The organism is Bradyrhizobium sp. WSM2254 (genome assembly GCF_000472645.1).
GTDB classification, from domain to species: Bacteria; Pseudomonadota; Alphaproteobacteria; order Rhizobiales; family Xanthobacteraceae; genus Bradyrhizobium; species Bradyrhizobium niftali.
Map to the genome: position 1 here is coordinate 38,530 of NZ_AXAB01000020.1, position 13,684 is coordinate 52,213.

General features: G+C 66.0%; 10 protein-coding genes. 6 read left to right on the forward strand and 4 right to left on the reverse strand.

The window, feature by feature from the left end:
* The first annotated feature begins 268 nt into the window (after window positions 1–268).
* The 4 genes from lpxC to ligA all read left to right on the forward strand — a co-directional run bounded on the left by lpxC (window position 269) and on the right by ligA (window position 6,369).
* Window positions 269–1,231 (forward strand): UDP-3-O-acyl-N-acetylglucosamine deacetylase, encoded by a 963-nt coding sequence (gene lpxC / locus A3M7_RS0115030; RefSeq protein WP_027544673.1) that lies wholly within the window; start codon window positions 269–271, stop codon window positions 1,229–1,231.
* Between the two features lie 245 nt (window positions 1,232–1,476).
* Entirely contained in the window at window positions 1,477–2,367 is an 891-nt protein-coding gene (locus A3M7_RS0115035) for an outer membrane protein assembly factor BamD (protein WP_027544674.1), read from the forward strand.
* Window positions 2,368–2,380: 13 nt separating this feature from the next.
* Window positions 2,381–4,054: a DNA repair protein RecN gene (gene recN / locus A3M7_RS0115040; protein ID WP_027544675.1), complete on the forward strand. Its 1,674-nt coding sequence runs from the start codon at window positions 2,381–2,383 to the stop codon at window positions 4,052–4,054.
* Window positions 4,055–4,221: 167 nt separating this feature from the next.
* Entirely contained in the window at window positions 4,222–6,369 is a 2,148-nt protein-coding gene (ligA, locus tag A3M7_RS0115045) for an NAD-dependent DNA ligase LigA (RefSeq protein ID WP_027544676.1), read from the forward strand.
* Window positions 6,370–6,523: 154 nt separating this feature from the next.
* Here ligA and A3M7_RS0115050 read toward each other — a convergent pair whose 3' ends face one another.
* On the reverse strand, window positions 6,524–7,798 hold the full coding sequence (locus tag A3M7_RS0115050) for a multidrug effflux MFS transporter (RefSeq protein ID WP_027544677.1): 1,275 nt from the start codon (window positions 7,796–7,798) through the stop codon (window positions 6,524–6,526).
* Between the two features lie 322 nt (window positions 7,799–8,120).
* Complete coding sequence (locus A3M7_RS0115055; protein ID WP_027544678.1) at window positions 8,121–9,950, reverse strand: aminopeptidase P family protein; 1,830 nt, start codon at window positions 9,948–9,950, stop codon at window positions 8,121–8,123.
* Between the two features lie 188 nt (window positions 9,951–10,138).
* Here A3M7_RS0115055 and A3M7_RS0115060 point away from each other — a divergent pair, with 188 nt between their 5' ends.
* Window positions 10,139–10,318 (forward strand): hypothetical protein, encoded by a 180-nt coding sequence (locus tag A3M7_RS0115060; protein WP_027544679.1) that lies wholly within the window; start codon window positions 10,139–10,141, stop codon window positions 10,316–10,318.
* 124 nt (window positions 10,319–10,442) lie between these two features.
* On the opposite strand, the gene A3M7_RS0115065 is transcribed toward A3M7_RS0115060, so the two are convergent.
* Window positions 10,443–11,330, reverse strand: coding sequence for a 50S ribosomal protein L11 methyltransferase (locus A3M7_RS0115065; protein ID WP_027544680.1), 888 nt, complete (start codon window positions 11,328–11,330; stop codon window positions 10,443–10,445).
* Between the two features lie 164 nt (window positions 11,331–11,494).
* Between A3M7_RS0115065 and A3M7_RS0115070 the strand changes: the two genes are divergently transcribed.
* Window positions 11,495–11,650, forward strand: a complete 156-nt coding sequence (locus A3M7_RS0115070) for a Flp family type IVb pilin (RefSeq protein ID WP_049823422.1) — start codon at window positions 11,495–11,497, stop codon at window positions 11,648–11,650.
* A gap of 291 nt (window positions 11,651–11,941) precedes the next feature.
* On the opposite strand, the gene A3M7_RS0115075 is transcribed toward A3M7_RS0115070, so the two are convergent.
* Entirely contained in the window at window positions 11,942–13,552 is a 1,611-nt protein-coding gene (locus A3M7_RS0115075; protein WP_027544682.1) for an NAD(P)/FAD-dependent oxidoreductase, read from the reverse strand.
* Window positions 13,553–13,684: the final 132 nt, after the last annotated feature.

Consider the following 13,684-nt stretch of genomic DNA (forward strand, 5'->3'; position numbering starts at 1 on the left):
TAGCCAAGCAACTGATTTTAAATCATTAATTACGTATTCGGTGGTTCAGTGAAACCGCCGGCCGCGGCCCAAAACCTCGGCGCAATTTGGTTAAGCCTTGGCGCGAATACGGCAGGTTTGGGGTAACAATCGGTAAAAAAGCGTGAGTTGGCGCTGTTTGGGGCTGTGACTATGGTTTGTCGTGACTTGGGGATACGGATTCGGACGGCGGGCTTTGCCGGTCGGGTTGAGTATAAGTCGCAGTGGGTCGTAGTGGGGCGGGTTCCTGATGAAATTTAGCCGGCAAACAACGCTTTGTGCGCAAGCCACCGTGGTCGGCGTCGGCGTTCATTCCGGTCTTCCCGTCAACCTCACGCTTGGACCTGCGCCCGTCGATGCAGGTTTTGTTTTTGTCCGCACCGGCCTTGAAGGAAGTGACCGCGAAGTTCAGGCGACCGCCGAACAGGTGATCGCGACCGACCTCGCCACCGTCCTCGGCGATCGCAACGGTCCGCTGGTCTCCACCGCCGAGCACGTGCTTGCTGCGTTGCGGGGCATGGGCGTTGACAACGCCACGATCGAGATCGACGGGCCGGAAGTGCCGATCATGGACGGCAGCGCCGCGGCCTTCATTGCGGCGATCGACCAGGCCGGTATCGTCACCCAGCCGGCACAGCGCCGCTTCATCCAGGTTTTGAAGCCGGTCTCGGTCAAGATCGGCGACTCCTTCGGCGAGATCCGGCCCCACGCCAACGGGTTCCGCGTCGAGGTCGAGATCGACTTCACCAATCCCGTCATTGGCCGGCAGAGCTACGCCTTCGACCTCAGCCCGGAACGCTTCCGCCGCGAAGTCGGCCGCGCCCGGACTTTCGGCCTGATGTGCGACGTCGCCCGGCTCTGGGGTGCGGGTTACGCGCTCGGCGCCTCCTTCGACAACACCGTCGTGTTCGACGACGAGCGGCTGCTCAACACTGAGGGCCTGCGCTACGCTGACGAATGTGCGCGCCACAAGGTGCTGGACGTGATCGGCGACCTCGCGCTGGCCGGCCTGCCGCTGCTTGGCGCCTACCGCTCGGTGCGCGGCGGCCACAAGCTCAACCACGCCGTCCTGACCGCGCTGCTTGCCGACCGTTCCGCTTGGCGGGTGGTCGAGGGCGAGGCGGTGCGCCGCACCACGCGTCCCGTGGTCGAAACCGGTCGCGGTATCGTCGGCGGCCGGATCGCCGCGGCCTACGGGCCGGACGTGTCCTGAAGAGACCTGTGGCCGCGGGCATCTGCGGCGGCTGTCCCCGGGAAACTCCTGGTAACCATGATCGGCTAGCATTGCGGCACGTTCGCCTTAATCCGGGCGAAATGCCTGCCCATACGGTAAGTTAACGATCGTTTTTCGGATACATCGGCGTGGTCGCATGGCAGGCACCACGGCTACATTTCGCGCCCATGACGAGGTTCGTGGGCTGGCGGGCACCGCATCACAGGGCGTCAGGGCTTAAACTCATGTCGGCACAGCGTATGACGCGCGGATATCTCTTGATCTCGCCTCTCGCCCGCGGGCTGCTTCAGGCCGCTGCCTTCATCATGCTCGCGCTGCCGCTGGCGGGCTGCGGCACCGGCGCGCTCTGGGACAAGTTCACCGCCAAGGACGACACCTTCGTCGAGGAGCCCGCCGACAAAATCTACAATGAGGGCCTGTACCTCATGAACGAGAAGAAGGACATGAAGGCGGCGAACAAGAAGTTCGAAGAGGTCGACCGCCAGCATCCTTATTCCGACTGGGCCCGCAAGTCGCTGCTGATGTCGGCCTATGCGTCCTACCAGGGCGGCGACTATGACAGCTGCATCGGCGCCGCCACCCGCTATGTCACGCTGCATCCCGGCAGCCCGGACGCGGCCTACGCGCAGTACCTGATCGCCGCCTCGCATTACGACCAGATTCCGGACATCAGCCGCGACCAGACCCGCACCGAGAAGGCGATCGCCTCGCTGGAAGAGGTGGTCCGCAAATATCCGACGTCCGAATACGCGACCTCCGCCAAGGCCAAGATCGAGGGCGCGCGCGACCAGCTCGCCGGCCGGGAAATGAACGTCGGCCGCTATTACGCGCAGAAGCGCGACTACACGGCCGCGATCAACCGCTACAAGGCCGTGGTCACGCAGTACCAGACCACGCGCCACGTCGAGGAAGCGCTCTACCGGCTCACCGAGGCCTATATGGCGATCGGCATCGTCGGCGAGGCGCAAACGGCGGCGGCCGTACTTGGCCACAATTTTCCTGACAGCCGCTGGTACAAGGACGCCTATAATCTTGTAAAATCCGGCGGTCTCGAGCCGAGCGAGAATCAGGGGTCCTGGATCAGCAAGACCTTCAAGAAGATGGGTCTCGGCTAGGAAATTTGGTTCCATGCTGGCGCGACTGTCGATCCGTGACATCGTCCTGATCGAACGGCTCGATATCGAATTCGCCACCGGCCTTGCGGTTTTGACTGGCGAGACCGGTGCGGGCAAATCCATCCTCCTCGATGCCTTTGCGCTGGCGCTCGGCGGCCGCGGTGACGCCGGCCTCGTGCGCCACGGCGCGGAGCAGGGGCAGGTCACGGCCGTCTTCGATATCCCCAAGAATCACCCCGCGACGAAGATCCTCGCCGAGAATGGCCTCGACGACACCGGCGAGATGATTCTCCGCCGCGTCCAGCTCGCCGATGGCCGCACCCGCGCCTTCATCAACGACCAGTCGATCAGCGTGCAGACGCTGAAGGCGGTCGGCGCCGCCCTGGTCGAGATCCACGGCCAGCATGATGAGCGTGCGCTGGTCGATGCCGCCACTCACCGCCGCCTGCTCGATGCCTTTGCCGGCCTCGAGAAGGACGTTGCAGTCGTTGAGTCGCTCTGGGAGGCACGCCGCACCGCCAACACCGAGCTGGAGGAGCATCGCGCCGGCATGGAGCGGGCCGCGCGCGAGGCCGACTATCTGCGCCACGCCTCCGACGAGCTGAAGCAGCTCGCCCCCAAGGACGGCGAGGAGACCGCGCTGGCGTCCCGCCGGACCACGATGATGCAGGGCGAGAAGATCGCCTCCGACCTGCGCGAGGCGCAGGAGGCCGTCGGCGGCAATCACTCGCCGGTCGCGGCGCTGTCCGCCGCGGTGCGCCGGCTGGAGCGCCGCGGCGTCAATTCGCCGGCGCTGGTCGAGCCCGCGGTCAAGGCGATCGACGCCGCGATCAACGCGCTGGAGGAAGCCGACCAGCATCTTCTGGCCGCGCTCGCCGCAACCGATTTCGATCCGGCCGAGCTCGAACGCATCGAGGAACGCCTGTTCGCCCTGCGCGCCGCCTCGCGCAAATATTCGACGCCGGTCGACGGGCTCGCCGCGCTCGCCGCCAGATACGCCGCCGACGTCGTGCTGATCGATGCCGGCGCCTCGCGGCTGAAGAAGCTGGAGCAGGCTGCGATCGAGGCCGATGCGCGTTATGCCGCTGCCGCGAAGAAACTGTCGATGGCGCGGCAGAAATCGGCCGAGAAGCTCAACAAGTCCGTCAATGCCGAGCTCGCCCCGCTCAAGCTCGAGCGCGCGAAATTCATGACCCAGGTCGAAACCGACGAGGCCGCGCCGGGGCCGCAAGGCATCGATCGCGTCGAGTTCTGGGTGCAGACCAATCCGGGCACCAAGCCGGGCCCGCTGATGAAGGTCGCCTCCGGCGGCGAGCTGTCGCGCTTTCTCCTGGCGCTCAAGGTCGTGCTGTCCGACCGCGGCTCGGCGCCGACCCTCGTGTTCGACGAGATCGACACCGGCGTCGGCGGCGCAGTGGCCGACGCCATCGGGGGGCGCCTGGCGCGGCTTGCCGGCAAGGTGCAGGTGATGGCCGTGACCCACGCCCCGCAGGTCGCCGCGCGGGCCGGCCAGCATTTGCTCATCTCCAAGGACGCCCTCGACAAGGGCAAGCGCGTCGCCACCCGGGTCAATGCGCTGGCCGCCGACCACCGCCGCGAGGAGATCGCGCGCATGCTCGCCGGCGCCGAGATCACCGCCGAGGCGAGGGCGGCCGCGGACCGACTGCTCAAGGCGGCGACGGCTTAAGCCTCGTGTCCCGGACGCGGCGCAGCGCGCCGCGAGCCGGGACCCAGAATGCCGCCGCATGGGCCCCGGCTCTGTAGTGCACCGGTGAAGGAGCGCTACACTGCGTCCGGGGAACAAGACCTCCGCCCATCTTTACCCTCCCGCCCGCTCCGTCGTATCCAAGCACCATGGCAAGAGCAGCAAAATCCAAACCGCTCCGTGACGTCGCCGAGCTCACCAAGGCGCAGGCCAAGGTCGAGCTCATGCGGCTCGCGCTCGAGCTCGAAGAGCATGACAAGCGCTACTATCAGGATGACGCGCCCACCGTCACCGACGCCGAATACGACGCGTTGCGCCAGCGCTTCAACGCGATCGAAAAACGCTTTCCGGAATTCGTCAGCTCGGAATCGCCCTCGCAGAAGGTCGGCGCGGCGCCGTCAGGCCGCTTCAGGAAGGTGCGGCATTCCCTTCCCATGCTGTCGCTCGACAACGCCTTTGCCGAAGAGGACGTGCGCGACTTCGTCGGCCGCATCGTGCGCTTCCTGAAGCTCGACGACGACAAGATCGACTTCTCCGCCGAGCCGAAGATCGACGGTCTCTCGATGTCGCTGCGCTATGAGGGCGGCGAGCTCGTCACCGCCGCGACGCGCGGTGACGGCGCGGAGGGCGAGGACGTCACCGCCAACATCCGCACGCTCGAAGACGTCCCGCAAAAGCTCAAGGGCCGCAATATTCCCGACATCTGCGAGGTGCGCGGCGAGGTCTACATGACCAAGAAGGCCTTCCTCGCGCTCAACGAGCGGCAGAAGGCCGAAGGCAGCACCATCTTCGCCAATCCGCGCAACTCGGCCGCCGGCTCGCTCCGCCAGAAGGATCCGACCATCACCGCCTCGCGCCCCCTGGGCTTCTTCGCCTACGCCTGGGGCGAGATGAGCGCGATGCCGGAGGCGACGCAGAGCGGCATGATCCACTGGTTCGAGCGCTGCGGCTTCAAGACCAATCCGCTGACCAGGCTGTGTCACTCGGTCGAGGAGCTGATCGCGTTCCATCAGAGGATCGAGGAAGAGCGCGCCGAGCTCGACTACGACATCGACGGCGTCGTCTACAAGGTCGACCGCATCGACTGGCAGGAGCGGCTCGGTTTCGTCTCGCGCACGCCGCGCTGGGGCATCGCGCACAAATTCCTGGCCGAGCGCGCCATGACGGTGCTGCGCGACATCGAGATCCAGGTCGGCCGCACCGGCTCGTTCACGCCGGTCGGCAAGCTCGAGCCGGTCGGCGTCGGCGGCGTGATCGTGCAGAACGTCACGCTGCACAACGAGGATTACATCAAGGGCATCGGCAACAAGGGCGAGGTGCTGCGCGAGGGCCGCGACATCAGGATCGGCGACACCGTCGTGATCCAGCGCGCCGGCGACGTCATCCCGCAGGTGGTCGACGTCGTCCTCGACAAGCGGCCGAAGAGTGCCAAGGAATTCCACTTCCCCAGGAAGTGCCCGTGCCCGCTGCACACCGACGTCACGCGCGAGGAGACGGCCGCCGGCGAAGAGGGCTCGCGCGCCCGCTGCACCGGCGAGTTCGCCTGCCCCTATCAGAAGATCGAGCACCTCAAACTGTTCGTGTCGCGACGCGCCTTCGACATCGACGGCCTCGGCGAGAAGCAGCTCCAGTACTTCTTCGACGAAGGTTTTGTGAAGGAGCCCGCCGATATCTTCACGCTGGAGAAGCGCAACGCGAAACTCAAGCTCGAGGAGATCGAGGGCTACGGCGCCACCTCCGTGCGCAACCTCTTCGCCGCGATCGAGAGCCGGCGCAGAATCGCGCTGGAGCGTTTCGTCTATGCGCTCGGCATGCGCCATGTCGGCGAAACCACCGCGCTGGCGCTGGCGCGCGGCTACGGCTCCTGGGAGGCGTTCCACGACGCCTGCCTCAAGGTCGCCAAGGGCGACGAGGAGGCGATGGCGGACATGGATGCGCTCGACCAGATCGGCGACACCGTGATCAAGAGCATCGCCGACTATTTCGGCGAGAGCCACAACCGCGGCATCGTCGAGCGCCTGACCAGGGAAGTCGAGATCGTCGACGCCGAGAAGCCGAAGAGCAACTCGGCCGTCGCCGGCAAGACCGTTGTGTTCACGGGTTCGCTGGAGAAGATGACGCGCGATGAAGCCAAGGCCACCGCCGAGCGTCTAGGGGCGAAGGTGTCGGGCTCGGTGTCGAAGAAGACCGATCTCGTCGTCGCCGGCCCCGGCGCTGGCTCGAAGCTCGCTGAGGCCAACAAGCACGGCGTCAAGGTGTTGACCGAAGACGAGTGGCTGAAGCTGATCGGGGAGTGAGGTGGGCGCCTTATCCTCCTGCTCCGCTGTCATCGCCCGCGCAGGCGGGCGATCCAGTACGCCGCGGCCTCTCCGTATCCCTGCACCGTCTCTGGAATACTGGATCCCCCGCCTTCGCGGGGGATGACACCGAGGGTGTTGCAACGGCAGTCGCTCACCGCGACAGCTCTTCCTCCTCCGCCTGCTCGATCAGCGTCTCGCTCACCACGATCTCGCGGCGGGGGACGACGAAGATCATCATGCAGGCGCAGAGCAGCGAGATCGCGAGCACCGCGGAGGTCAGCGGCAGCGTCGTCGAGGAGTGGCCGCCGAGATAGGCGCCGAATTGCGACATCAGCGCGCCGATGCCCTGCTGGAGGAAGCCCATCGCGCCGGACGCGGTGCCGGCCGCTTCAGGGCGGATGCTGATCGCACCCGCGGCGGAATTCGCCATCACGAAGGCATTGCCGGCCATCACGATCATCTGCGTGCCGAACAGCCAGGCGGGCGCTTCATTCCAGCCGGCAAAACTCCAGAACAGGTTCAAAAGGCTGCCGCCGAGCTGAAGGCCGAGCCCGAACCAGATCAGCTTTTCCAGCGCGTGGCGCGGCGCAAAGCGCACGCAGAGCAGATTGCCGACGAGATAGGCAAAGCCTGACGTCGCAAACCAGGCGCCGTATTCGGCACTGCTGCGGCCCATCTGCGTCACCACGATGTAGGGGCCGCCGCCGGCGAAGGTGAAGATGATCTGCGAGGCCAGCACCTGGCACATCACGTAGCCGACGAAGGCGCGGTTCCTGATCAGGGTGCCGATGTCGGCGCGAAAGCCGCTGCCGGCGGCGCGGCTGCGGCGCGTTTCCGGCAGCGCCACGGCGATGCCGACGGCGACCGCAACTGCGCCGATGGTGATGGCGTAGAAGATCGCGCGCCAGCCGAACGCGGTCTCGATCAGGCCGCCGGTGAGCGGCGAGAGCATCTGTCCGATCATCAGGGCCGCGACGACGAGGCTGATCATGGAGGCGACGCGCTGGCGCTCGTAGATGTCGCGGATGATGGCGCGGCTCACCACCATGCCGGTGGCGCCGCCGAGCGCCTGGAAGAAGCGCGCGGCGATCAGTTGCGGCAGGTTCTGTGCGAAGATGCAGGCAACGCTCGCCGCCACCATCAGCGCGAGCCCTGCGAGCAGCACCGGGCGCCGCCCGAACTTGTCCGACAGCGGCCCCATGATCAGCTGCGAGCAGGCGATGCCGACCATGAAGAGCGACACCGTCATCTGCGCGACCGAGATGTCGCTGCCGAAGTTCGTCGCCAGCACCGGGAGCGCCGGAACCAGCATGTAGAGCGAGATCGGCGCAATGCCGGTCATGACGACGAGCAGCAGCAGCACCACGCGCGAGGTCGCGATGGTCTTCATTGCCGCTTCCGGCGGCTTGCTGATCATGCCGTGCATGCGTGTCCGTCTCTGACAGGTTCGAATCGGACTGTAGCTTGCTCGCGCAGGACCGATATCGGCGTTTCGGAATGCGGCTATACGGATTCCGGGACGGTTATGATGTGGGCGCGATGGCGACCGATTGGGTGCGCGTCTCGTGCCACGTCTCCACCGTCATTCCCCGCGAAGGCGGGGAATCCAGTATTCCAGAGACGGAAGTGGGATACGGAGACGCTGCGGCGTACTGGATGCCCCGCCTGCGCGGGGCATGACAGTTGTTGTGGGGAAGCAGCGTTGCACAAATCGCGTAGTGCTATGCGCTGCACTCTGAATGACGACCTTACGCCTTCAGCTCCGCCGTCGCCTGATCGAGCCACGCTTTCGTTGTCTCGTCCAGCGCCGGCCCTACCGCGGCCCTTACACGCGCGTGGTAGGCATTGAGCCAGTCGAGCTCGTCGCGGCTCAGCATGGCGACATCGATCAGCCGGCGGTCGATCGGCGCCAGGGTCAGCGTCTCGAACGCGTTCATCGGCTTCTCGGCGCCCTTGATGTCGGCGGCGACCACGAGCTCGAGGTTCTCGATGCGGATGCCGAAACCGTCGGTCTTGTAGTAGCCGGGCTCGTTGGAGAGGATCATGCCGCGTTTCAGCGGCGTGGTGCCGAGCTTCGAGATCCGCGCCGGCCCTTCATGGACGCTCAGATAGCTGCCGACGCCATGGCCGGTGCCGTGCTCGAAATCGACGCCGGCGGCCCAGAGATATTGCCGCGCCAGCGTGTCGAGCTGAGCGCCATTGGTGCCGTCGGGGAAGATCGCGCGCGCGATCGCGATATGGCCGCGCAGCACGCGGGTGAAGCGGTCGCGCATCTCGCCCGTGGGCTCGCCGACCGCCATGGTGCGCGTCACGTCGGTGGTGCCGTCTTCATATTGCGCACCGGAATCGATCAGCAGCAGGTCGCCGGGCGCGATGCGCCGGTTGCTCTTGCGGGTGACGCGGTAGTGCACGATGGCGCCGTTCGGGCCGGTGCCCGATATGGTCGGAAACGACACGTCCTTCAGCGCGCCGGTGTCGCGGCGGAACGTCTCCAGCGCTTCCACCGCGTCGATCTCGGTGAGCTTGCCGCTGGGCGCTTCGCGATCGATGAAGGCGAGGAAGCGCGCCAGCGCCACGGCATCGCGGCGATGCGCCGTCTGCGTGCCCTTGATCTCGGTCGCGTTCTTGACCGCCTTGAGCAGCGCAATCGGATCGCTGCCGCGCACAGGCTTGCCGCCGGCGCCGGCGATCAGCCGGCTCAGCGCATCGGCCGCGGTGGCATTGTCGAGCGCGATCGCGGCGCCGCTCTTGGCCAGCGCCATCAGCGTCGGCGCCATCGCATCGGGCTCGCGCACGTCGGCCGACTGCTCGAGATGGTCGCGCGTCAGGTTGGAGAGCTTGCGGTGGTCGATGAAGATGGTCGGACGGCCGTCCTTCGGCACCAGCGCGTAGGACAGTGGCAGCGGGGTATGCGCGACGTCGGCGCCGCGGATGTTGAAAGTCCAGGCCACGGCATGGCTGTCCGACAGCACCAGCGCGTCAGCGCCGGCCTTGGCGATCTCGCTTTTGATCTGCGCCAGCTTCTCGGCCTCGCCGATGCCGGCATGTTGCATTCCGTGCACGGCGACGGGAGCAACCGGCGGCTGCGGCCGGTCGTGCCAGACCGCGTCCACCGGATTGCTGTCGACCGCCACCAGCTCGGCGCCGGCCTTGGTGCAGGCGGCGGCCAGACGCTCGGCTGCCGCAAAAGTGTGCAACCAGGGATCAAATCCGAGGCGGTCGCCGGCTTTCAGATGCGCCGACACCCAGCTCTCCGGCGGCGGGTCGATCAGCGATTCCACCGCCCAGGCCTTTGCGTCGACCTGCTTGGCCGCCTGGATCGTGTAGCGGCCGTCGACGAACAATGCGGCCTCGTGGGCCAGCACCACCGCCAGGCCCGCCGATCCGGTAAAGCCGGTCAGCCAGGCGAGCCGCTCTTCCGAGGGCGCCACATATTCATTCTGCTGCTGGTCGGCGCGCGGAATGACGAAGCCGGTCAGCTTGCGGCGGGCGAGTTCTTCGCGGAGCGCGGCAAGGCGCGCCGTCAATGCGACGCCGGCCTCTGGCTCCTCGAATGTCTGGAAGTGTGCTTCGAACATGGTGGATCACTTTAGGATCATGGGGATCGCTCCGCAATGTAGACGCATTCGCGGCGCATCTGGCATGGACTGTGCTTGAAAAAGTTCCGCTTGAGTCGAGTGGAGTAAAGGGATGCAGCCTTTGAGCTCCGTCCGGATAACAGGGAAATTCGAGCAAGTGTTTCTACTCAACGGCGAGGGGACACACGATGCCAGCGTTCACGTTTGAGAAGATTTCGCCGCCGGCCCGCCGGGCCCCGGCCGCAACCACACCGAAGAAGCCGCGCGGTCTCATCAGCCAGATGATCGACCGTATCGCCGAGCGCCGCGCGAGGCGCGTCTTGCAGGGTGATCGCGCGATGCGCCGGGACGAGAAGCCGGCGGAGTAGCGTGGCGATGTCGTCGTAGGGTGGGCAAAGGCGCAGAGCGCCGTTCCCACCATCTCCCCACGATCGCAGATGAACTCGGTGGGCACGCTTCGCTTTGCCCACCTACGCCGTTCACTGCTGCACTTCACCCGACCTTCCGCAGCAGCAGGCTGCTCCACCCCTCGATCCGCAAATGCCGCAGCGGCACGAGGCCACGTGCGCGATAGGCGGCGATCACGGCGGGGGCCTGGTGCGTCAGCAGGCCGGAGAGGATGACGCGCGCCCCCGGCGCAAGGTGCCGCGCCATCGGGCTCGCCAGGTGCCGCAGCGGATTGGCAAGGATGTTGGCCAGCACCAGGTCGAACGGGCCCGCCCGGGCGAAATCCGGCGCGGCGAAGCCGGTGGCGCGGATCACCCGCACATGGTGACCGACTTCGTTCAGCCGGCCGTTCTCGGCCGCCACCCGCACCGAGGGCGGGTCGATGTCGGAGGCAAGCACGGCGCGATGCAGCGCCTTCGCGGCCGCGATCGCCAGCACGCCGGTTCCGGTGCCGAGGTCGAGCAGGTTCCTCGGGCAGGAACTCTTCAGGACATGGTCAAGCAGGAGTAAACAGCCGCGCGTGGTGCCGTGATGGCCGGTGCCGAAGGCGAGCGCCGCCTCGATCTCGATCTTGAGCTTGTTCGGCGCGACGCGGTCGCGGTCATGGCTGCCGTGCACGACGAAGCGTCCGGCCGGCACCGGGACGAGATCTTCCAGGCTGGCCTTGACCCAGTCCTTGGCTTCGACGGTATCGAAGGCAAGCGTGTCGGCGATGTCATTTCCTGCCGAATTTACAACGAGTTCGCGCAGCCAGGCCTGGTCCGGCGCATCCGCAAAATGCAGCGTGACGTCCCATTGTCCGTCTGGCCGCTCGAACGCGGCGACCGCCGCATCGCCCTCGAAGAACACCTCGGTGAGCACGTCGACGACGCGCCGGGCAGCGGTCTCGCTGCCGATCGAAAAGCTGGCGCGATGGGTCGGGGAAAGCTGCATGCTAGGGTTCCGTCAGGTTCAATTTTTGGAACTTTTGTTCCCGATTTTTCGCACAACTTGCAATTCCGGGATTAACCCGCCCGCAGGTTGCACCCCGTAGATTTGCGGATGTTGGGGCGAACCAACACAGCTTGAAATAGAAACGGAGGCGAGTCTTGACGCGCATGGTTCTGAAGTTCTGGTCCGATGAGTCCGGTGCGACCGCAATCGAGTACGGCCTTATCGCGGCCGGTATCGCGCTCGCGATCATCACCGTGGTGAACGGCCTGGGTACCACGATGAACGATAAGTTCACTTCGATTAGCACCTCATTGAAATAATTTCCGCCTCCCATTTCCCGGCGGGGGCTACTTTCTTCTTAGGCCGTTTTTTGACAATCGCCCGCACAGGGAATTGCCCCTGGCGGGCGAAGTCGTTTTCCCGCGTGCGATTCCCGGCCGGTATCCACAGGTTGTCCGCCATTTGCCAGAGCGTTATCCACCGGCTCTTCCCCGTCATCGTGCGGCGGTTTTGCACCGCCAGTCCCCAGGCTTGTCCCGATGGTCTGGTGCCGCCATCCCCTTCCTGGGCAAACATCTGCCAACAGGCTTGTCCACAGCCCATCCACAGACCTATCCACGGCTTCCAAACAGCGAGCGGTGATCCCGCAGGATCGTCTGTGCCGCATTGTGGCCGGGAGCTCCGGTGACGCCGCCGCCGGGGTGGGCGCCGGAGCCGCAGTGATAGAGGCCTTTCAGGGGCCCGCGATAATCGGCATGGCCCAGCATCGGCCGGGCCGAGAACAGCTGGTTCAGCGTCAGCGCGCCGTGGAAGATGTCGCCGCCGAGGAGGCCGAACTGCCGTTCGAGATCGAGCGGTGACAGGATCTGGCGGCCGAGCACGCTTGACGCAAAACCCGGCGCGTAGCTGTCCACCGTCGCGATCATGAGATCGGCGACCTCGTCGCGATGGTCGTCCCAGGATTTCCCTTCGGGCAGCTCCGGCGCGACGTGCTGGCAGAACAGGCTCGCGACATGCTTGCCTGCGGGCGCCAGCGTGTCGTCGAGCGTGGAGGGGATCAGCATCTCGACCACGGGTTCGCGGCTCCAGCCCAGCGCGCGCGCATCGAGAAAGGCCCGGTCCATGTAGGGAAGGCTCGGCGCCAGGATGATGCCCGAGGTGAGGTGATCGCCGTCATCCGGCAGCGCCGTGAAGGAGGGTAGGCGGTCCAGCGCCACGTTCATGCGGAACGTGCCGGAGCCGTTCTTCCAGTGGCGGATGCGGGCGAGGAAGTCCTTCGGCAGGGCGTCGGCCGCGATCAGCCGCGTATAGAGCAGCTTTGGATTGACGTTGGCCGCGACGTATTTCGCGCGGATCGTCGCACCGTTCTCCAGCACGACGCCGACGGCGCGGTCGCGTTCGACGATCACCTCGCGCACGCCGGCATCCGTGTCGATCGCGACGCCCCGGCCCTGCGCGGCCCGCGCCATCGCCTGGGTGATCGCGCCCATGCCGCCGATGGCGTGGCCCCAGACGCCCTTCTTGCCGTTCACCTCGCCGAAGGCGTGATGCAGCATCACATAGGCCGAGCCGGCGGCGTAGGGGCTGGCATAATTGCCGACGATGGCATCGAAGCCGAACAGCGCCTTGACGAGATCGTGCTCGAACCGTTCGTCCAGCATCTCGCCGGCCGAGCGGGTGAAGAGATCGAGCAGGCTGCGGCTTTGCTCCAGCGTCAGACCGCGCAGGATGTTGGCGCTCTGCAATGCGTTCACGGCCTCGCGGATCGCGTTCGTGCCAAAACCGTCGAGCAGGTTCGGCGGTGCGCGCAGCACGAATTGGCGCAGCACGTCGGCGATGTCTTCCAGCTCGCGCGAGAAGCCGTCGAGTGCATCCGCATCACGCGCGCTCAGCCGCGCGACTGACGCTTTCGTCCGTCCCTCGCCGGTGAGCAGATAGCTGCCGTCCGGCGCGGGCAGAAAATTCTGCGCCCGGCGCTCGACGATTCGCAGGCCCTGCTCGGCAAGCTTGAGGTCACCGATCACCTGCGGATTGAGCAGGCTCACGGTGTAGGCTGCGACAGAATTGCGGAAACCCGGATGAAACTCCTCCGTGACCGCCGCCCCGCCGACCACCTTGCGACGCTCGACCACGCGCACGCGCAAGCCCGCCATCGCGAGATAGGCCGCGCAGGTGAGGCCGTTATGGCCAGCGCCGATAATGACGACGTCGGTTTCGGTCATGATGTCCCTGGCGTCATTCCGGGGCGCGCGAAGCGCGAACCCGCAATCTCGAGGTTCCGGGTTCGATGCTTCGCATCGCCCCGGAATGACATCTCTATATCAAGCATTCCTCGCCGCAACATCACGAGACCC

Excerpts from the sequence above, each read along its gene's own strand:
- A3M7_RS0115055 (WP_027544678.1), bottom strand. The coding sequence starts at position 9,950 with ATGTTCGAAGCACACTTCCAGACATTCGAGGAGCCAGAGGCCGGCGTC.
- A3M7_RS0115070 (WP_049823422.1), top strand. The coding sequence starts at position 11,495 with ATGGTTCTGAAGTTCTGGTCCGATGAGTCCGGTGCGACCGCAATCGAG.
- lpxC (WP_027544673.1), top strand. The coding sequence starts at position 269 with ATGAAATTTAGCCGGCAAACAACGCTTTGTGCGCAAGCCACCGTGGTC.
- ligA (WP_027544676.1), top strand. The coding sequence starts at position 4,222 with ATGGCAAGAGCAGCAAAATCCAAACCGCTCCGTGACGTCGCCGAGCTC.
- A3M7_RS0115060 (WP_027544679.1), top strand. The coding sequence starts at position 10,139 with ATGCCAGCGTTCACGTTTGAGAAGATTTCGCCGCCGGCCCGCCGGGCC.
- recN (WP_027544675.1), top strand. The coding sequence starts at position 2,381 with ATGCTGGCGCGACTGTCGATCCGTGACATCGTCCTGATCGAACGGCTC.
- A3M7_RS0115065 (WP_027544680.1), bottom strand. The coding sequence starts at position 11,330 with ATGCAGCTTTCCCCGACCCATCGCGCCAGCTTTTCGATCGGCAGCGAG.
- A3M7_RS0115050 (WP_027544677.1), bottom strand. The coding sequence starts at position 7,798 with ATGCACGGCATGATCAGCAAGCCGCCGGAAGCGGCAATGAAGACCATC.
- A3M7_RS0115035 (WP_027544674.1), top strand. The coding sequence starts at position 1,477 with ATGTCGGCACAGCGTATGACGCGCGGATATCTCTTGATCTCGCCTCTC.
- A3M7_RS0115075 (WP_027544682.1), bottom strand. The coding sequence starts at position 13,552 with ATGACCGAAACCGACGTCGTCATTATCGGCGCTGGCCATAACGGCCTC.